Source organism: Pleurocapsa sp. PCC 7319, from assembly GCF_000332195.1.
GTDB lineage: Bacteria > Cyanobacteriota > Cyanobacteriia > Cyanobacteriales > Xenococcaceae > Waterburya.
The window spans coordinates 259,099-279,044 of the sequence record NZ_KB235922.1 but is presented as its reverse complement, the minus strand read 5'-3'; the positions used below and the strand labels follow the sequence as shown (position 1 = coordinate 279,044).

The 19,946-nt window shown below is 40.4% G+C and carries 15 protein-coding genes and 2 pseudogenes; 13 read left to right on the top strand and 4 right to left on the bottom strand.

The genetic code is table 11. The features are described from left to right. Positions 1 to 243: 243 nt before the first annotated feature. Positions 244 to 435 (top strand): hypothetical protein, encoded by a 192-nt coding sequence (locus tag PLEUR7319_RS0105390; RefSeq protein WP_237743521.1) that lies wholly within the window; start codon positions 244 to 246, stop codon positions 433 to 435. 203 nt (positions 436 to 638) lie between these two features. After that, a complete protein-coding gene (locus tag PLEUR7319_RS0105385) occupies positions 639 to 947 on the top strand; it encodes a hypothetical protein (protein ID WP_019504179.1) in 309 nt (102 codons plus the stop codon). Positions 948 to 1,062: 115 nt separating this feature from the next. Here the strand turns inward: PLEUR7319_RS0105385 and tnpA are convergent. Continuing rightward, positions 1,063 to 1,425 (bottom strand): annotated as a pseudogene (tnpA, locus tag PLEUR7319_RS43415) (IS200/IS605 family transposase). Between the two features lie 499 nt (positions 1,426 to 1,924). Here tnpA and PLEUR7319_RS0105370 point away from each other — a divergent pair. The 4 genes from PLEUR7319_RS0105370 to PLEUR7319_RS0105355 all read left to right on the top strand — a co-directional run bounded on the left by PLEUR7319_RS0105370 (position 1,925) and on the right by PLEUR7319_RS0105355 (position 5,625). Beyond that, complete coding sequence (locus PLEUR7319_RS0105370) at positions 1,925 to 3,298, top strand: IS110 family transposase (RefSeq protein ID WP_019503253.1); 1,374 nt, start codon at positions 1,925 to 1,927, stop codon at positions 3,296 to 3,298. Positions 3,299 to 3,443: 145 nt separating this feature from the next. Further along, positions 3,444 to 3,908 carry a GNAT family N-acetyltransferase gene (locus PLEUR7319_RS0105365; protein WP_019504177.1) on the top strand — a complete coding sequence of 155 codons (465 nt, stop codon included), beginning with the start codon at positions 3,444 to 3,446 and terminating at the stop codon, positions 3,906 to 3,908. Positions 3,909 to 4,038: 130 nt separating this feature from the next. Then, complete coding sequence (gene aroF / locus PLEUR7319_RS0105360) at positions 4,039 to 5,097, top strand: 3-deoxy-7-phosphoheptulonate synthase (protein WP_026102323.1); 1,059 nt, start codon at positions 4,039 to 4,041, stop codon at positions 5,095 to 5,097. A gap of 195 nt (positions 5,098 to 5,292) precedes the next feature. After that, the gene (locus PLEUR7319_RS0105355) at positions 5,293 to 5,625 is read left to right on the top strand and encodes a DUF3082 domain-containing protein (protein WP_019504175.1); all 333 of its coding nucleotides are present in this window, start codon (positions 5,293 to 5,295) and stop codon (positions 5,623 to 5,625) included. A 13-nt stretch (positions 5,626 to 5,638) separates the two neighbouring features. On the opposite strand, the gene PLEUR7319_RS0105350 is transcribed toward PLEUR7319_RS0105355, so the two are convergent. Continuing rightward, positions 5,639 to 6,133, bottom strand: coding sequence for an Lrp/AsnC family transcriptional regulator (locus tag PLEUR7319_RS0105350; protein WP_237743520.1), 495 nt, complete (start codon positions 6,131 to 6,133; stop codon positions 5,639 to 5,641). Positions 6,134 to 6,483: 350 nt separating this feature from the next. On the opposite strand from PLEUR7319_RS0105350, the gene hppD reads away from it, so the two are divergent. The 4 genes from hppD (at position 6,484) to PLEUR7319_RS0105330 (ending at position 10,727) form a co-directional block, all read left to right on the top strand. After that, complete coding sequence (gene hppD, locus PLEUR7319_RS0105345) at positions 6,484 to 7,599, top strand: 4-hydroxyphenylpyruvate dioxygenase (RefSeq protein ID WP_019504173.1); 1,116 nt, start codon at positions 6,484 to 6,486, stop codon at positions 7,597 to 7,599. 16 nt (positions 7,600 to 7,615) lie between these two features. Beyond that, a complete protein-coding gene (locus PLEUR7319_RS0105340) occupies positions 7,616 to 8,794 on the top strand; it encodes a homogentisate 1,2-dioxygenase (RefSeq protein ID WP_019504172.1) in 1,179 nt (392 codons plus the stop codon). Further along, entirely contained in the window at positions 8,791 to 9,717 is a 927-nt protein-coding gene (locus tag PLEUR7319_RS0105335) for a hypothetical protein (protein WP_019504171.1), read from the top strand. Before PLEUR7319_RS0105340 ends, PLEUR7319_RS0105335 begins: the two co-directional genes overlap by 4 nt. A 188-nt stretch (positions 9,718 to 9,905) precedes the next feature. Then, a complete protein-coding gene (locus PLEUR7319_RS0105330; protein WP_019504170.1) occupies positions 9,906 to 10,727 on the top strand; it encodes a DUF1838 domain-containing protein in 822 nt (273 codons plus the stop codon). Positions 10,728 to 10,780: 53 nt separating this feature from the next. Here PLEUR7319_RS0105330 and PLEUR7319_RS34355 read toward each other — a convergent pair. Continuing rightward, positions 10,781 to 11,059 (bottom strand): annotated as a pseudogene (locus PLEUR7319_RS34355) (Uma2 family endonuclease); the annotation flags it as partial. 234 nt (positions 11,060 to 11,293) lie between these two features. Between PLEUR7319_RS34355 and PLEUR7319_RS0105320 the strand changes: the two are divergent. From PLEUR7319_RS0105320 to PLEUR7319_RS0105310, 3 genes are all read left to right on the top strand, one after another. Further along, positions 11,294 to 12,331 carry a hypothetical protein gene (locus PLEUR7319_RS0105320; protein ID WP_019504168.1) on the top strand — a complete coding sequence of 346 codons (1,038 nt, stop codon included), beginning with the start codon at positions 11,294 to 11,296 and terminating at the stop codon, positions 12,329 to 12,331. An 85-nt stretch (positions 12,332 to 12,416) separates the two neighbouring features. Further along, positions 12,417 to 14,225 carry an ABC transporter substrate-binding protein gene (locus PLEUR7319_RS0105315; protein ID WP_019504167.1) on the top strand — a complete coding sequence of 603 codons (1,809 nt, stop codon included), beginning with the start codon at positions 12,417 to 12,419 and terminating at the stop codon, positions 14,223 to 14,225. Between the two features lie 244 nt (positions 14,226 to 14,469). Then, positions 14,470 to 19,515, top strand: a complete 5,046-nt coding sequence (locus PLEUR7319_RS0105310; protein WP_019504166.1) for a chemotaxis protein CheB — start codon at positions 14,470 to 14,472, stop codon at positions 19,513 to 19,515. A gap of 87 nt (positions 19,516 to 19,602) precedes the next feature. Here the strand turns inward: PLEUR7319_RS0105310 and PLEUR7319_RS0105305 are convergent, their stop codons facing one another. Beyond that, entirely contained in the window at positions 19,603 to 19,824 is a 222-nt protein-coding gene (locus PLEUR7319_RS0105305) for a hypothetical protein (protein ID WP_026102319.1), read from the bottom strand. Positions 19,825 to 19,946 lie beyond the last annotated feature (122 nt).

The following is a 19,946-nucleotide window of genomic DNA, read 5'->3' as shown; positions in this document are numbered from 1 at the left end:
CTTGCGTTGGGTCAATCTTCATAAATAGTTAGCTATTCAGGCTATTGGGGCCAAAATATGCTGAAATTCGTCTAGATCTTGTTCGTCAAGATATTTGACCATAGTAGCGATCGCGCGGAGCGGACTGGCAAAGCCAATCGCGGTATTGTCAAAACATAGGTGATATCACCTCAAACTACTCCTCATGGGAATCGAAAAGGGTTAAGCTACGGTCAATTGTCAGTCCTATTTCTAAGTTATGTTGTGAGCCAGTCGGATCATCGATTGTGTGCAGTAGAAACTTGGGTAGAAAAACATCGCCAAACCTTAGAAATGGCAACAGAATGGAAGATCGGGGTCAAAGATGCCACTGACGACACATTAGCAGACTTATTAACTAAGATCGGCTCATCTCAACCACAGGAACGAGAAAACATTGCACTTCAATTAGGATAAAAAACCATTCGTGCTTATGAATTACCAACAGATAAAGCCAGATTTGCTGATCTACCTGCGAAATATCCGATCAAAGATTTTAATAACCATGATATTAGTTTGCCCAACACTATCTAATGGCTGATGAATTTAAGCTTAGTTAATGGTCAGATTAAGAAGGTGATGAAAAAATCTATCATCTTTTTGTCCAACTTATTAAAAAAATGAACATAGAAAATATTACGCAGCAAGGCGAAAAGCTCGTGAATCAAGTCGCTGGCACAGTAGAAAAAACAGGACAGAAAATTGCTAATCAAGTTTCTAATATTACTGATGGCAAACCAGAAGAAGTAACTAAAGAAGTGATTCAAGCGGCCGTAGATCAAGCTTTAGACGTGATGCAAATTGCTGGAGATAGGGTAAGAGAAAAGAATATTAATGGTGAAAGAGTAACTTTGGAAATTGATGTAGAAGTAGTAAGCGTAGCTCGTCTGAAGATAACCACCAATGTACCAGGGAAAGACGAAGATTAAACATTTTGATAGTTGATGTGAAACTGTTTTTAATTTACTGACTCTATCGGAAACCTCAAAAGAGTACTGCGACCATAAGTTATGCTTTGGTCGTTGGTGAATTTTGAGCCAGGGTTTATCGATCTTGGTTTTTAATATACTCTTTTACCTTTTCTAGTGGTGCGCCACCACAAGAATTAACAGCATACCCAATCGACCAAAACACAAGTTTGTAGTAATACTTAGCTAAATAGTCTCCAAACTCTTTTGTGATCAATCTACTCGAAACAGTCTTGAGATTATTGATTAGTTTAGCTGGTGCAACTTTTGGGTTCACGTCCAATCATGCGTGGGCGTGGTCTAACTCTGAATTAAATTCTAAACACTCGCATTCCCATTTTTCACAAGTGCTTTCAATAATTTCTTTTAATCGAATATGAATTTGGTCGTTAATCACTTTACGTCGATATTTTGTCACTAGGACTAAGTGTAATTTGATGCTGTAGATAGAGCTACTAGAAAACTTGCCCTAAAGGATACCGTGACCCATTAGGGGGAAAGTTCCCCCAGAGATAAATATAGTTTTGAAGGATAAATTATCAACAAGATACTTCAGAATTAAGCATTACTAATCCACATCAAGCGTATAATAATCATTGTTAACTAACTAGGTTGGCGATCGCCAATAATATCAAGTTCGGTTGAATACTTAAATTAAGAATGAGGTCAAGTAATAAGCTCCTGAAGGACGCTTTGCGCCCCAAAATAAAGATGAGAAACCAAATTGGTAGACCAAGTATCATGATACGTGGAAATGTTTTCATCACAAAAAAGCCGAAGTTACAATGGTGCAACGAACGCCCGAGAATAAGCTTGGTTAGAGGAAAGTGGACAAATAAATTGGTGAAAGGAGAAAAAACCTTATCCCGTTGGAGAGAATGACAAGAGAAAACCATTCCTCATCGAAAACATTTCCCTATCAAGAGTGAGGGCAAAAAATGAAGCCAATTGGTCGAAGCCAAAAATCCCAGAAAAAAAGTAGCAAAAGACAGGAGCCAGAAATAAAAGTCATCAATCCGCACTCGGCGGGAATTGATATTGGCTCAAGAGAGCATTGGGTTTGTGTACCTATAGCAGCAACAGAATCTAATGTTCGTTGTTTTGGGTGTAGTACACCAGATTTACTAGCTCTGGCAAATTGGTTAAGTGAATGCGGTGTGACGAGTATTGCCCTCGAATCGACGGGAGTAGAATGGATACCTTTATTTAACATCTTAAGTCAGCATAACTTCCAAGTCTGTTTAGTCAATGCTCACAATGTAAAAACAGTACCAGGAAGAAAAAGCGATGTCCAAGATTGTCAATGGTTACAACAACTGCATAGTTATGGCTTACTTGCACCTTCCTTTATCCCCGAAGGAGAAATAACTGTACTGAGAAGCTATTTAAGACAACGAGAAAATTTGATTCAAGCTAGTTCGACTCATGTGCAAAGAATGCAAAAAGCTTTAACACAGATGAATTTGCAGTTGCATAAAGTCATTAGCGATCTTACAGGGGTGACAGGATTAAATATTCTGAGGGCCATTATTGCTGGGGAAAGAAATCCACAAACCTTAGCCAAATTAGCACACCGAAGAATTAAAAGTAGTCCACAACAAATTAGAGATGCCCTAACGGGTAATTATCGTCCAGAAATGGTTTTTATTTTGCATCAAGAATTATCTTGTTATCAATTTTATCAACAACAAATCGGATTATTAGAGGAACAAATCGAACAATGTCTCAGTAAATTGCCCTCCCAAACAAAAGAGACTCCGCCCCTAAATAGCCAGAAAAAGTGTCGTCGCTCAATCAAATCAGGGTTCGACTTACATTCTCATCTCTATCGTATTGCGGGAGTAGATTTTACCAGCATTGATGGTTTAAGTGTAGTCACAGTGCAAACCATCCTCAGTGAAGTAGGATTAGACCCGACTAAATTTAAGAGTGCTAAACATTTCAGCTCTTGGCTCGGATTATGTCCTGGTTGTCGGATTACAGGGGGCAAAGTTAAAAGTTCTCAGACTCGTCGAGTTAACAATCGAGCTGCAACAGCTTTTCGATTGGCAGCTCAAGCTGTTAGTCGTTCTCATTCAGCTTTGGGCGCATTTTATCGACGCATTCGCTCCCGTGCTGGCGCACCCAAGGCCATTACTGCTACAGCACACAAAATTGCTCGTCTATTCTATACTCTCTGGACAAAAAAAGAATCTTATCTCGATCGTGGAGCTGATTACTATGAACAAAAATATCAAGAAAGACTCATCAAAAATCTCAAGCAAAGAGCAAAATCCCTTGGTTTAGAAGTAGTTGAGGCATCTTCTACTTGATTTTAGTTTCTGGAGAGTAATAAGTAACAAGTAATAAGTTTTTCAGGTCTGCAATAAGCCTGTTTATTTCAATTAATTGTCCGTACTTGATATAACCCCAATAACGGCAATAATATAGATTAAAATTCTCGCTCAAATTCAAGAGGTGAGTCTCTTGCAAATTCGTGAAGATGACCTGACAGGTAAAAAAATTGCTGACTTTCTGAGAGAACATCTCGAAAATATGAATGAGATTACACCACCTGAAAGTGTTCATGCTCTTGATATAGAGGCATTGCGATCGCCCGATATTACTTTTTGGACGGCTTGGGACAGAGATAACTTACTTGGATGTGGGGCATTGAAAGAACTAGATTCTAAAAATGGTGAAGTCAAATCAATGCGTACTGCGAAGATTCATCGTCGTAAAGGTATCGCCTCAAAGATTTTGTCACACATTATCCAAGAAGCTAGACGACGAAGATACGATTGTCTCTATTTGGAGACAGGGGTTTTTCCCGAGTTTGCGCCGGCACGAACTTTGTATGCTAGTTATGGCTTTGAGTACCGAAGCTCATTTGCTGAATACATTGACGACCCCAATAGCGTGTTTATGATGAAAAAAATCTAGGATTTATATTATCTAAATTATCTAAATTGAAATGGAGTCCAGAAATAAGGCGATCGCCTTACTCCGTTTTCCCCAAAATTGACTACCATGACTGATAAGGTAATTGATCAACGATTGGGGATTTTAGATCATGATTGTGGTAATGAAAGTTGGTTCTCCAGAGCCAGAAATTCAGAGAATAGAATCGGAATTAAAAGAGTGGAGACTAACACCAGAGAAAATTATCGGTAAACACAAGGTTGTCATCGGTCTAGTTGGTGATACAGCGTCGCTAGATCCTTTACAAATCAAAGAAATTAGCCCTTGGATTGAAAGTGTATTACGGGTAGAAAAACCCTACAAACGTGCTAGCTTAGAGTTCCGTAACGGCGAACATAGCAACGTAATCGTGTCTACTCCCAATGGAGATGTTACCTTTGGACAAAATCATCCTATAGTAGTAATCGCTGGACCTTGTTCCGTGGAGAATGAGGCGATGATTATTGATACAGCTAAGGCTGTTAAAGCTGCGGGAGCTAGTTTCTTGAGAGGTGGAGCTTATAAACCTCGTACTTCTCCCTATTCCTTTCAAGGTCATGGGGAAAGTGCTTTAGAACTATTAGCGGCTGCCAGAGATGCCAGTGGTTTGGGAATTATTACTGAAGTAATGGATACTGCTGATGTCGATAAAGTTGCTGAGGTAGCTGATATTCTCCAGGTGGGGGCGAGAAATATGCAGAATTTCCCTCTACTGAAAAAAGTTGGCGCTCAAGATAAACCTGTCTTTTTGAAGCGTGGTATGTCGGCAACTATTGACGAGTGGTTAATGGCAGCAGAGTATGTTTTAGCTGCGGGTAACTCTAATGTAATTTTATGTGAACGTGGGATTCGGACCTTTGACCGTAAATATGCTCGCAATACCTTGGATTTGGCAGTACTGCCCGTATTACGTTCTCTGACTCATTTGCCGATCGCCATCGATCCCAGCCATGGAACTGGTATCGCGCAATATGTTCCACCAATGGCTAAAGCTGCGATCGCCGCAGGAACTGATGCTTTAATGATCGAAGTCCATCCCAACCCTGCCAAAGCTCTTTCCGATGGACCTCAATCTCTAACTTTTGAAAGTTTTGAACATTTAATGAGAGAATTGAGTGTAGTGGGTCAAGCCGTCAATCGTTGGTCGAAATCTCCCGTACCTGTCAATTAGCTCTAAGCTTTAAGCTCTAAGCTAGGCAACAGGAAGTGCGATACTGCTTGCTCTCTAAAGGGATAAAGGCTTCGAGCCACATCTAGCCTTAAACTTACTCTAACTAGACAGAGGAACTGCCCGCATCTAGCATAAAGCTACTATGCAAGTAGCTGATTAACAGGCTTAGAGCATAAAGCTTTTTTGGTAAATACTATGAAGGAAACAAAATCAACTGAATCTATTCCCAACTCCGATTCTACAACCGAAGCTCAAGAAGATAACGTAACTCCTCTCAAGTGTTTTGGCTCTTCTATTGTTGCTGGCGGACTTGCTTATGTCGTTTATTTATTGTTCAATTCAATTGTGCAAACTTATGCTACCAAAACAATTACTGGAACAAATCCCCTCGTAATTAACATCACTGCTGCGGTCAGAACTCTAGTAATGGGAACGATGGCATTGGCAACTGGGGTCTTTGGGCTAGTTGCTGTTGGTTTATTTTTGTTGGGTATTCAACTGACAATACAGAGTATCAAAAAAGCTTAATGAACCTCCCCGCCTAATCCAATGGCAATGAAGTTGAGACTTTAACCTCATTGAGAACAATACTAGTTCTAATCTTATCTACCCCTGGAATTGGGCTAATTTTCTCGCGGAGTAATTTTTCTAAGTGTTGGCGATCGACCACTACAAACTTCAAAAGATAATCAAATTCTCCTACTAAATGATGACATTCCAAAACCTCAGGTAGTCCTTGTACGCGATCGCAGAAATGGCTTATGCACTCAGGCTGATGGTGAGCGAGGCTAACTTGAGCAAAACAGAGTAGGTCTAACCCCAGAGCCTGCCGATTGATCAGCGTAACATAGCCGTCTATGACCCCTTTTTGTTCTAGCTTTCTCAATCGTTTTTGCAGTCCAGGTGCAGAAAGATTGACCTGCCGAGCTAACTCGGCGCTACTAATGCGACTGTTCTCTTGTAGCAGGCGCAAGACTTGGCGATCCATTTTGTCCAACTGTTGAAATTGCTCTGTTGTATTTAGACTTGGTTTCACTAGAGAAAAAAGTTTGACTATTCTAGTTAAATATTAATACCAAATACAAGCATTTAGTTAATGATCTATACTAAAAGAAGAATAAGAATTAACTTCTTATTCTCATTTAACTCTTTTGGGTTCATAATCAAAACTAAATTTATTTTGACCAAAAGAACCAACAAATATCTAGCTAACCTGAGATTGTTATGTTTTGGTTAGCTTGTTAATCAATTCTGCCAGTAGTCGGATTACTCAATAGAGGCAAAAAAATCGCTAGATTAGCCGATGTCTGCATTGGGTCATTTCTGAATGCAAAATATCGGCAACAGTCCAACGGCTGGTAAAGCTTCTCTCAAGGAGGAATTCACATGGACAAATTTTGTCCGATTAAAGGATTCGATCATCTCGAATTCTATGTTGGCAATGCCAAGCAGGCAGCACATTTTTACGGTCATAGTTTTGGATTTGCCAATACTGCCTACCGAGGTCTGTCAAAGGGATATCGGAAAACAGCATCCTATGTCATGGAACAGAGGAATATTCGTTTAGTGCTGAGTACGGGGTTAAGTCCCGACTATCCAATTTCTCAAAGCGTACTCGAACATGGCGATGCTATAGCTGTAATTGCTCTGGAAGTTCCTGATGCTGTTCATGCTTATCGTGAGACAACTAAACGAGGTGCGAGGGGAGCGATTCCACCGACGGAAGAGCAAGATGAGCAGGGAATATTTCGCTATTCTGCTATCCATGGTTATGGGGAAATTTTAATAAAATTTGTGGAAAGAAATAACTATCGAGGGGTTTTTGCACCTGGCTTTCAGTCACGAGAAAAAGCTAACACCAAGGGAGTTGGTTTAACCCAGATCGATCATGTGGTAGGCAATGTAGAATTGGGCGCGATGGACAAGTGGGTGCAATTTTTCGCTGAGACGATGGGCTTCGAGATGTTAGTCCATTTTGACGATCGCACGATTGCCACAGAATATTCAGCTTTGATGTCTAAAGTAATGCAAGATCCTACAGGGAAAATCAAGTTACCAATCAACGAGCCAGCCCCAGGTAAGGGTCAGTCGCAAATCCAAGAATATCTAAACTATAACTATGGCCCTGGAATTCAACACGTAGCCTTGGCGACTGATGACATTATTCATACAGTTTCCCGGTTAAAAGCTTCCGGTGTGGAGTTTCTTGATGTCCCTCAAACTTATTATGATCTGCTAGAGGAACGGATAGGAAAAATTGCGGAACCGATCGCCAAGCTAGCAGAATTAGGAATTTTGGTAGATCGCGATAACGCTCCGCGTAACGGCAAAGCCGATCGCGATGGCTACTTACTACAGATTTTTACCCAACCGGTAGAAGACCGACCAACACTCTTCTTTGAAGTAATTCAAAGACGCGGTTCTCAGGGATTTGGGGAAGGCAACTTTAAAGCTTTGTTCGAGGCGATTGAGCGCGAACAAGCACGACGAGGCAATCTGTAGGGCGAGGTAGAATATCATGACTTATTACTATAAGCTGGGCAAAATTCCCCACAAGCGCCACACTCAATTTCGTCAACCTGATGGTTCTTTATATCATGAGGAACTAATGGGAACTATGGGTTTTTCAGGTATTCAATCTCTGCTCTACCATTTGCATCCACCGACTCAAGTTCAAAGAATTAGAGGAGAGAAACCAGAACCAATCATCTATGAAGAATCTGCACCTTTGCGTCACCGTCATCTGCGAACCCAAACTTTAACTTCAGGAGGAGATGCGATCGCTAGCCGTGTTCTCTTAATGAGTAACGCTGATATCTCTATCTCTGTTGCTCGACCCAAAGAGCCGATGGAATATTGGTATCGTTTTGCTCATGGAGATGAAATCATTTTCATTCACGATGGTAGAGGTATTTTAGAAACTCAGTTCGGCACGATCCACTATCGACCGGGAGATTATTTAGCGATTCCCACTGGTGTTCTCTGGCGTATTCTCCCAGAGCCTGATGTGGAACAGCGAATGTTAATAGTTGAAGCATGGGGACATATCGAGCCACCTCAACGCTATCTCAATCAGTACGGGCAATTCTTGGAAACTGCTCCTTACTGCGAGCGAGATCTTCGTCCACCTGAAGAATTAATTACCCACGATCGAGAGGGAGAATTTGAGGTGCGGGTTAAAGCTAGAGGTTGCATAACCCATTACCTTTACGGACATCATCCTTTAGATGCGATCGGCTGGGATGGACATCTCTGGCCCTATGCTTTCAATATTGTAGATTTTGAACCGATAACTGGTCGAGTTCACCAGCCTCCACCAGTGCATCAAACTTTTGCCGGACCTGGCTTTGTTCTTTGTTCTTTCGTCCCGCGTCTATTTGACTATCATCCCTTGGCGATTCCCGCTCCCTATAACCATTCCAATGTCGATTCCGATGAGGTAATTTACTACGTTGAGGGGAATTTTATGTCTCGCAAAAGTATCGAGCGAGGGTCAATTACCCTACATCCTAGCGGCATTCCTCACGGTCCCCATCCAGGCAAGTACCAAGGCTCGATTGGCAAAGATAGAACCAACGAACTGGCAGTGATGATCGATACCTTTCGACCATTAAAGCTGACAGATCAAGCTCTGCTCTTAGAAGACCAAAATTATCTTTATAGCTGGACTAATTTAAGTTCGGGAGTAATCTTATGATAACCACTTCAACTTCAAAAACTTCAAACGGTCTAACTATTTCTAAACGCATACAAGAACGTTTGGTGATAGGAGAACTAACCCCAAAGCAGGTAGAGGACTTTCAAGACTTTCTAAGCCAGGTTGATCGCCGTTTATTGTACCATCCCATCATTACAAATAACGCCTATACTCGATGGTTCAGTCAAGGTAAGGCAACTGACGCAGAACTAAAACACTTTATTCGACAATTTTCTGTCTTTTCTAATCAGTTTTTGGTGGCAGCTTTGATGAAAACTATTAACTCCCCGACTCTTCGACAGTCCCGCTCTAGTCGAGAAATTTTACTCAACGAACTGGGAGTAATTTACCGCAATCCCCAACAAAAGATTGGCAGTATCCCAGCATTAACTGAGTCTGAAAAAGACCGTCAAGGAGATCCCGAATTAGTTAACACAGAAGGAACTGTAGACGGTGGTATCTGTCGTTTTCGCGCTGCTCATTTTGAATGGTTATTAGGAGTTGCTGAAGGTTTAGGATTCAGTTTTACCGATCTTGGTAAACGCAAACATGGCAGACCGACAACTTTGCATTTTTGTGATGAATTAATTCGTCTTTACGGCAACGACGATCCTCAAATTGCGGAAGGGGCTAGTTTTGCCGTGGAAAACTGGGCTGCTGCTGGCTTCTGGCAGGAACTAGAAGATGGCTTATCATACATTAAACAAACTAGACACCCACACCTGCGCTTGGCATTCTTTACTTGGCATAATCGAGTCGAGGCACAGCACGCAGGACATACTTTAGAGGAACTAGAGGCAGTCTACTTTAGCTCGCAATTTAACCGCGCTAAATTCTTCCAAGGAGGTCGCGAAATTCTTAAAGCGATCGCCGTTTTTTGGGATGGATTGAATAGCGATCGCCTCAATCATATATATCGCTAAAGGGTTCACAATGTCTTATGAGGTAACAGATGATACTAATCATCAAACATAAATATAATATGGTTAATTTTTGTAACAAATAGATACATAATTGCTAAGATGTGATCTGACCCCAAAACTACTACTTTCTAAATAGTAAATTTAATTGCGGTTAGTAACCTTGATTTAAAATCCCAATAATTAAGCTAATGGTAAATTCAATCAAAAAAATTAGTACAACAGAAGAGTTAGATGTTTCCTGTTGGGTTAAAACTCGTAACTCTCTCGCTTCAAAATCGATTTTTCTACTCTGGACTGGTTCTGTTTACGCTCTAATCCCCAATGAAAAGAAAAAACACCTATTTAAAATTGTGGGGATGAGTGTCAGTCGCTGTTTACCAAATGAAGATCATAGTTGGGATTTTACTTCGAGAGAATTAACCTACTATCTAGATCCTAAGACAGAGCAAGTAATTCATAAGTGGGATAACCCTTGGACAGCAGAAACTATACCTGTAGTTCATGTTGCTAATAATCCCGTTCAAGGACTGTTTAAAGGTGATTTTCCAGCTCAGGTCAATGGTGACACTACGACCTTTGTCTTCGATCTATTTACAAATTATCCCAATCCCTTAGCGGGAGATGCCAGATTTATAGAGTATAGTCCTCAGCCTACATATCAAGCGACCGAATTATTTAAGCTCACTGTACCCACTTCTGAACTTCACGATCGCAAGATTCCCGAAGTATCTCAAGTAATTTTAAGTTGGGATCGTATTGGTCCTTGGCTACCTTGGATGAAAATGGGCGATCGACCTGGGCAACTAATTTATAGTGCTCAAGGTTTGAAACTAAATAGTTTTAATGAGCTACCTGAGTGGCTGAAAGCAGAAATTAACAATCGTATTCCCCTCTATAAAGAAGCTCCTGAAAAAATTTTAGAAACAGAGAATATAACTTCTTGGAAATATTTCAAACAACATTTTTCTGATTATTTAACTGGAGCCAGGTTCCCTTTGCCAACTGCATAAATAAAGGGCTTCGCCCTAGCTTTTAGCTTTTAGCTCTAATCAAATAGAGTCTTAATTGGCTGAATATGTTCTTCTCGAATGATTGTTAAGTCAGGATAACGGTTTTTCGGTTCGCCTCGCACTTCCAGTTCTAATCCATGCCCCCTAACTCTCTGATAGCCTACAAGTAAAGCAAATTGGAGCAAAAGGAATGTGGCAATTTGCACATTTTGCCCTGATTCAGGTGGCACTTCTATTAACTCTCCATTAAATATTTCATACAGCTTATCCGTCCCATCGTCATAGGACAGATATTCAGTAAAGCTCTGAAATCGAGGTCTAACTTGGATCATGGTCTTAATTCTGATACGACCCTATTGAATCTAATTTCATTGTAAGTGCGAAAATAGCGATCGCAACTAATAAATCTCTACCATTTGCTTGCTTTCTCAAGGCGTGGTAGATTTCTCCATATTCACAGTTGATTACAATAAAAATATAATTTTAAACGCTTAGCTTAAAAGTTTATTTTGGATTTTCCAATCTAGTTTAAGATCGGAAAATATCTTGGAACTCGCTGGATTGCAATGAATCAAATCAATACCAACCAGATACAACCGTCTATTGGAGGTATCTACGAAGTCTGTATTGGTGTTACCGATCCGATACCAATGGTTCAATATTGGGAGCAATTTGGATATAGGATTGGTCAGGTAGGTGAATTACCAGCCTCCGTAACTAAGAATTTGTACGGAGTCAATTCATCATTGCGATCGCTGCGACTCTACCACCAAAATGCCGATCACGGTTTGATTCGCTTGATGGTTTGGGAGCATCCTTCTAGTGAAGGGTTGAAGCTAATGCCGATGAGGATGCCAGGGAACCGCTGGGCTACTACCTTAACTGCTGATGTTTTGAATATTCTCAATCATGCAGAAAAAGCTGAGCAGGATGGTTTACCGATAAAATACATCAATCCTCAATGGACTGTGATCTATCAAGCACAAAAAGGACTTCCTTTTATCGACCCTCTGGTGGGAGTGAGAGAAATGATGGTATTGCAACCCCTAACTCGGCAGGTTTTCTTCCAACGTTTCAATTATACTATTACCAATTACGGCAATATCAATCAGGCAGCAGCTTTCAAAACTAGCCAGTTTACCCATATGGGAATGGTTATTCAAGATGACAGCAAGGAAACTCTTCGGTTTTACGAAGAAGTCCTCGGATTACTTCGCACCCAAGACGATATAGAAAGTACCTATGAAGATGCTCCGGGTGGAAGACCGATTTTTGATCTACAACCTGGAGAACGCTTTTGGGTAACTTGTTTTGATGATCCTCGTTCATCCAAATCTGACTGGCAGCTAGCGCGATCGGGAAGATTGTATGTAATTCGATTTCCTGAAAAGATTAAGTTAGAAAGTTGTTTTGCTCAGTCAAGACCTGGATGTTTGGGGATGTCACTCTACACTTATCGAGTGCGGGGATTAAATGATTATTACAACCGTATTCAGGAAAGTTCAGCCGAACAAGTCACGGAAATCATCCGTAATGAGTTTGGTGAAGAGAGTTTTTCGTTTATTGCCCCTGATGGCTATTTTTGGACATTGATCTGCCAGTAAATTTGGGTTAAGCATTTGCTCCCATTACCAAGACTAATACCAAAGATATTTTTGAGTTACACGATCTCTAAGATTAAGCAGAAAAATGCTGGTTCTCAAGAAAACTAAAATAATTGCTACTATTGTTCGACAAGTACGTCTAGCAGTTGCTTTCGGATTATTCTGTCTGTTGCTTCTTAGTGGTTGTAACCCTAGGCAATTCAAAAGTCAAACAGCCCGGGGATCTCAATTAGTTTTAGCTACCCCCAGTGACCCTGCTACCTTTAACTTTGCGATGAATACCTCTGCTTATAGCATTTTTCCTTTCATCTATAAGGGATTAGTTAGGGAGAATGCGATCACTACTAAGTTAGAGCCAGCACTGGCTGAATCTTGGTCAATCTCCCCCGATCAACTGCAAATTACTGTTACTCTGCGTGAGGGACTCAAGTGGTCAGATGGCAAACCACTTACAGCTGATGATGTAATTTTCACCTATCAGGATGTTTATCTCAACGACAAAATTCCTACTGTATATAGAGATTTAGTGCGTATTGGCAACACTAGTGCTTTTCCCTCTGTGGAGAAACTTGATCGACACCGAGTTAAGTTCATTTTGCCCGAACCCTTTGCTCCTTTTTTGAGAACTGCCTGCACACTGGCAATTCTTCCTGCTCATAGGTTGCGCTCTGCCGTCGTGGCTAAGGATGCTAAGGGAAATCCCCAGTTTCTCTCAACTTGGTCAACTGACACAAATCCTCAAAAAATCATTGGGAATGGTCCTTATATTTTAGAAAGTTATACTCCCTCTCAGCGATTAGTTTTTCGACGTAATCCTTACTACTGGCGTTCTGATGCTCAAGGAAATCCTTTACCCTACATTGAACGTCTTATCGTACCTATTATTTCCTCTACCGACAACCAGTTACTCAGATTTCGCTCTGGAGATTTAGATAGTTTGGAGATCAACCCAGAGATGTTTAGCTTAGTGAAGCGCGAGGAAAAGCGGGGAAAATATATTATTTACAACGGTGGACCAGAGTTAGGCATTAAGTTCGTAGGTTTCAATCTGAATAAAGCTCGTAACGCTAAAGAAAAACCTTTAGTAGATCCAATTAAATCTCGCTGGTTCAACACCTTGGCTTTTAGGCAAGCAGTCGCCTATGCCATTGACCGTGAAAGCATGAAAAATAATATCTATCGAGGACTGGGAGAATTACAACATTCGCCAATTGCTGTCCAAAGTCCCTACTATCTTTCTCCAGAAGAGGGTTTGAAGGTTTACAATTACAATCCCCAGAAAGCCAAACAGCTACTTTTAGATTCTGGTTTCCAGTACAACTCTAAACAAGAGCTGTTGGATTGGGATGAGAATAAGGTGCAGTTTACGATCCTGGTAAAATCCGAAGAAAATTCTCGGATAGATGCAGCCGTCCAAATTCAGCAAGACTTGAGCAAAATTGGCATCAAAGCGGATTTACGGGTTTTAAACTTTAATGTGGTGCTCAAAAAGCTGCTCTTGAGTCGAGATTGGGAGTGTTATGTCGGTACGTTTGAGGCGGGAGTGGTTGAACCTCACCGGATATTTCCATTTTGGTACAGTGGAGGCTCTTTTCATCAATTCAATCAAGGTTCTCAATCAGGAGAAATTCCCCTCAAAGGTTGGGAAGTTTCCGACTGGGAACAAGAAATTGACTTTTTGTTTAATGCTGGAGTTAAGGAGTTAGATTTGAGCAAGCGTAAGGCAATTTATCACCAATTTCAACAAATTGTCGCTGAAGAGTTGCCTGTATTTTTTCTAGTTAATCCCCTATCATTTCAGGCAGTGCGCGATCGCGTTAAGAAGATCGAATTTTCTCCCTTAGGGGGAGCTTTTTGGAATCTCGATGAACTTAAAATTATAGAAAAAGGTTAGTGATTCTTGTATAGGACTTACGCAGTGAAACAAAAAATCAAGGTTTTAGGGAATAGGGAATAGGGAACAGGGAACGGGGAACAGTAGGTTATAGATGCTTAGTGCGTAAGTCCTGTTGTAGTCACTGGACGATTCAATTTCGGGCTTTTACTCATTACTCATTACTCATTACTTCAGCCCGAAGGGCTGGCAATTTTGGTATATCTTTTAATAACAGCTTCTAGTTTTCTATATCCTCAGTTTCATGTCGAAAAACGATAAAAGTGCCAACTCCTCCACTTCTTCAGGAGCAGAAAAAATCTTTGTGGTCGGGATTGGTGCATCCGCAGGGGGGCTACGCGCCCTCGAAGAATTCTTCGAGCATCTACCTATAGATAGTGGGGCTGCTTTTGTAGTAATTCAACATCTATCACCAGATTTTAAAAGTCTGATGAAAGAATTGCTAGAACGGCGCACTCGCATGGCAATCTATCGAGTAACTGAAGGAATGGAGTTAGAGCCAAATTCGATCTATTTGATTCCTCCTGGTAAAAATTTAATCTTAGAAGATCAAAAGCTACATTTATTAGAACAAGAGGAAAGAAATCGTCATGGGCTTAATTTTCCAATTGATATTTTTTTAGAATCTCTAGCTAAGACCCATGTAGAACGAGCGATTGGGGTGATTTTATCGGGAACTGGCAGCGATGGCACAAACGGTTTAAAAACGATTAATGAAGCTGGGGGGTTTGCGATGGTGCAAGACCCAGAAACAGCAGAATTTGATGGAATGCCCAGGACGGCGATCGCCACAGGAGTAGTTGATCGGGTATTGTCTCCCCCAGAATTAGCACAGATTATTAATCAGTTGGTGAGATCGCCTAAACTACCTGATAAAGGCAGCAAAGGTCAGGGTGACGTTCTCAATCCTCAAAGTTTACAGCGAATTGCCAAGATTTTGGCACAGCAAGAGGAAACTGATTTTTCTCATTACAAAACCAGCACTCTTTCTCGACGCATCCATCGTCGTTATTTAATTAGTGGCTGTAATCATCTCGATGAGTTTATCCGTCTTCTGGAAAGTTCTGCCGAAGAAAGAGCTATACTACGCCACGATCTACTGATTAGTGTGACTCAGTTCTTTCGCGATCGCTATGCTTGGGATTTTCTGGAAGCCAAGGTAATTCCGAACTTAATTGCTCAAGCCGATCCTCAAGAGGAGATTCGTTGTTGGGTGACTGCTTGTGCGACTGGAGAAGAAGCTTATTCCCTGGCGATTTTGCTGGATGAGGCGGTGACTAAAGTCGATAAATCCGTAAGATTCAAAATCTTTGCTACAGATATTGATAAGTCGGCACTAGAAAAAGCCACCCAAGGAATTTACCCCCAAACTATTACCAACGATCTTAATCCCGAACGCTTAGAACGTTATTTTCTCAGAAAGGATAATTCTTTACAGGTAATTCGCAAGCTGAGAGAAAAACTCTTATTTGCTCACCACGATCTTACTAAAGATGCTGGTTTTACCCGGATGAATTTAATTAGTTGTCGTAATGTCCTGATTTATTTGCAGTCAGATTTACAGCAGCAAGTATTACGCAATCTCCACTTTTCTTTGGCATCTAAAGGAATTTTATTTCTTGGAGAAGCAGAAACTTTGGGTTACATCGAACCTGAATTCCAACACCTAGATAAAAAAAGCAAAATCTATCAAAAACGTCGCGACATCCGTTTAAATGTACCCGTTAAGGGAATTGAAAAAATTTCTCGTCAACTGACCCCTTATATACCCGCAAAACCCAGTCAAGAAAATCGTCTTGAACCGATGCTAGACAGGGCATTTAGTTCTTTTTTAGCTAAGTATAAGGCAACCTGTTTTTTAGTAGACCGGGAATACAGACTGTTTCATACATTTAATGATGGGATTAATATCCTTAAAGTACCGATGGGCAGGACGACCACAGACATTACCAAAATGATCGTTACCGATCTTCAGTTACCCTTGATTACAGCTCTACATCGTGCCAAGCGAGAGCGATCGCCTGTGTCTTATCTCGGCATCAAAATGGAACGGGAAAATCGGGCAAATCTGAAGTTGGAAGTCACCTATCACGAAAGTAATAAACTAGCCGATGATTTCTTTGCCATTGTAATTCAAGAAGATGAAACCCCCCATCAGCCTTCAGGGGAGCGTTTTGAAGCTGATGCCGAAGCCTCCCAAAGAATTATGGAATTGGAATATGAATTACAACAAACCCGCGAAAATCTTCAGGCGGTGATTGAAGAATTGGAAACTACTAACGAAGAACAGCAGGCGACTAATGAAGAATTAACTGCTTCTAATGAGGAGTTGCAAAGCACTAACGAAGAACTACACTCGGTTAATGAAGAGTTATATACGGTTAATGCCGAATATCAATCGAAAATTGGCGAATTAACCGAATTAAATAATGATATTGATAATTTACTGCGGAGTACGGATATTGGGGTAGTTTTTCTTGATCGCCAACTAAAAATTCGTAAATTTACCCCCGCAGCCACTGTGGCGATTAACTTAGTTGAAGCAGATATTAATCGTCCCCTAGAACACATTACCCATAATCTCGATTGTCCCAATTTGATTGAATTACTCAAAGCAGTAGTCGAAAGTCAAAAAAGTTTAGACAAGGAAGTCAAGCTAGTTAAACAGGATTTTAATCTTTTGATGCGGATTAATCCCTATTTACTAGAAGATGGACGTTTAGATGGGGTGGTAATTTCTTTTATTGATATTGACGAACTGAAAACGATTCAGCAACAAATTCATTTAGTTAACCAAGAACTCAAAACATCTCAATCTCAATTGCGTCAACTCAATCAAGACCTAGAACAAAGAGTAGCAGAGCGGACTCAAGCCTTACAAAAATCAGAAACGAGATTGAGAGCCATTTTAGAAACCACTTCTTCGATGGTTTATCTAAAGGATATTGAAGGGCGTTATTTGTTAGTAAATAGGCAATATTTAGAATTAATAGGTCTTAGTGAAACACAAGTTTTAGGAAATAGCAGCCACGATCTTTTTCCAGCACAAATTGCCGAAATGTTAATTGCTAATGATCATCAGGTATTAGAAACTAAATCAGTTCTAAAATTTGAAGAACAGATTCCCTTAAAAAATGGTAGTCTCCATACTTATATTGCAACTAAAGCACCTCTCATTAATGATCGCGGGGAAATTTATGCCATCTGTGGCATCTCTACCGATATCAGCGAACAAAAAGAAACTGAAGCAGAATTAAGAGAAAGTGCTGCTAGAGAAAGAACCATTCTCAGTATCGTCAGAAAAATTCGTCAAAGTTTAGAGCTAGACGAAATATTTCAGATTACTACCCAACAGTTAAGAGAAACCTTAAAATGCGATCGCGTTGCTTTGTTTCAATTTAATCCCGATGGTCACGGTCAATTTGTTGCCGAATCTATAGCTGCTGGTTGCTCTTCCTTGAGAGGGATTCAATTAGAAAATAGTTGGCATGATACCTGTTTACGCGAAACTAAAACAGGCAGACATCAAGAGCGTCAAACTCTAGCGATCGCGAATATTGAGAAAGCAGAATTTAGCGATTATCAGCGCGAAACTTACCAACAATTACAAGTCAAAGCCTTTTGTATTGCTCCTATCTTCCAAAATGAAAGACTTTGGGGCTTACTGGCTGCCTATCAAGATAAGCAACCTCGTGCCTGGAAAGAAGGAGAAATTCGTTTACTGACTCAAACTGGCATTCAGTTAGGAATCTCCATCGCTCAGGTTGACCTATTTACCCAAATTCAGAACCAAACCTTACAACTACAACAAGCTAAAGAGGCTGCCGAAACTGCTAATCAAGCTAAAAGTGCCTTTATTGCCCATACTAGTCATGAATTACGCACTCCCCTCAACGCTATATTAGGATTTGCCCAAATTCTGCAAAGAGAACCGAATTTTACTGATAAACAGCAACGAGGAATTGAGGTGATTCAACGTTCTGGTCAACATTTACTAACTCTGATTAACGATATTCTCTACATCGCTAAAATCGAAGCCGGCAAACTCAATTTAGAGTCCAAAGATTTTATCCTCTCCTCGTTTTTAGAGAATTTAGAGGCAATGATTCGGATTCGTTGTCAGCAAAAAGGAATTGACTTCGAGCATCATATTCTGAGCAAGCTACCAACCATGGTAAGAGGAGATGAAACCCGTCTGCGTCAACTCCTGCTCAATCTTCTCGGTAATGCAGTTAAATTTACCACTACAGGAAAAGTTACTTTTAGTGTTGGTTATGTGGGCGATTTTCCTAGAAACGAATTGAATACCGATCAATCAAATAACGATAATGATCGTAAAATTCGCTTTCACATTGCAGATACCGGCAGAGGTATCCCAGAAGACAAATTAGCCGAAATCTTTTTACCTTTCCATCAATTAGACAGCGATCGCTCTCCTCAAGAGGGTACGGGACTCGGTTTAAGTATCAGTCAAAATATTGTCAAGCAGATGGGTAGCAAAATTGAAGTTAAAAGCACCTTGGAAGAAGGAAGTGAATTTTGGGTCGATCTCGATTTTTCTGATGTAAAAACCTCTATGGCAACCAAACCTGCAACAAATTCCGATCTCGATATTACAGGCTATCAAGGGGCGAAACGTAAGATTTTAATAGTAGATGATCTCAAGAATAATCTCGAAGTTTTACTTGATTTCTTGACTCCTTTGGGTTTTGAAGTCATCGACGCTGGTTCAGGAACAGAAGCGATTTCTAAAACCGAAGCATACCAGCCAGATTTAATTATTTTAGATTTGGTCATGCCCGAACTAGATGGCTTGGCAGTAACCCGCATTTTAAGACAAGAAGCCGCTTGGCAAAATTTACCGATTATTATTGTCTCTGCCAGTACACTCCCCAGCGATGAATCCCAATGTTATCAAGCAGGAGCAAATGCTTTTTTGGCAAAACCGCTAAACTTTGAACAATTACTTAGACTTTTAGAACAGCATCTCCAACTTAAATGGATGACTTCAGATGGCTCAGGGCGATCGCTCCTAAGTTCGCATACTTCAGCCACTATCAAAACTCATGCTGATTTTGTATCAATTGAGACTCCTAAAGCAGCAGAATTAAACCAACTTTTAGAATTAGCTCTGCAAGGAGATATTCGAGAAGTATTATCCCAGATCAATCTATGGCAAAGTGAGCGACCAGAATTGATACCTTTTATCCAACAAATAAGACCTGTAGCCGAAACCTGTCAGCTAAAAAAATTGAAAGGATTACTCAAACAATATCTTAAACAGCAGTAAAAGGCTTAGTCCTTTTTATCAGCCGTTTACTTAAGTAAACTTTAGAGCTAAGAGCTGACAGCTGACAGCTTTTTAAGGTAAATCTTTTTAATCAACCTTGGCATAAGCTAAATCTCTAATTAATACTGTTCTTGAGCCAATGTATTGAGAAATAATTTTACTTTCATGGGAATTGAGAGAAGATACTCTCTCTACTTCAGCGAGTAATTTTTGGATTAATTCGCTGTCGGAAAGCTTGATCAAACTATAGGGATTAGATGTCTCTACCAAAGTCCAAATCGTACGGATCATTCTTGTCTCTAAATTCATTGCTGAAACCCAGAACAATATCAATATCATAAACCAAAATCTTAAGAAAGTCTTAAGTTTTTGTAATTATGCGATCTTTTGTGTATCTAAAATAGAAGTCATCTATCTGGAGATATAGTTTT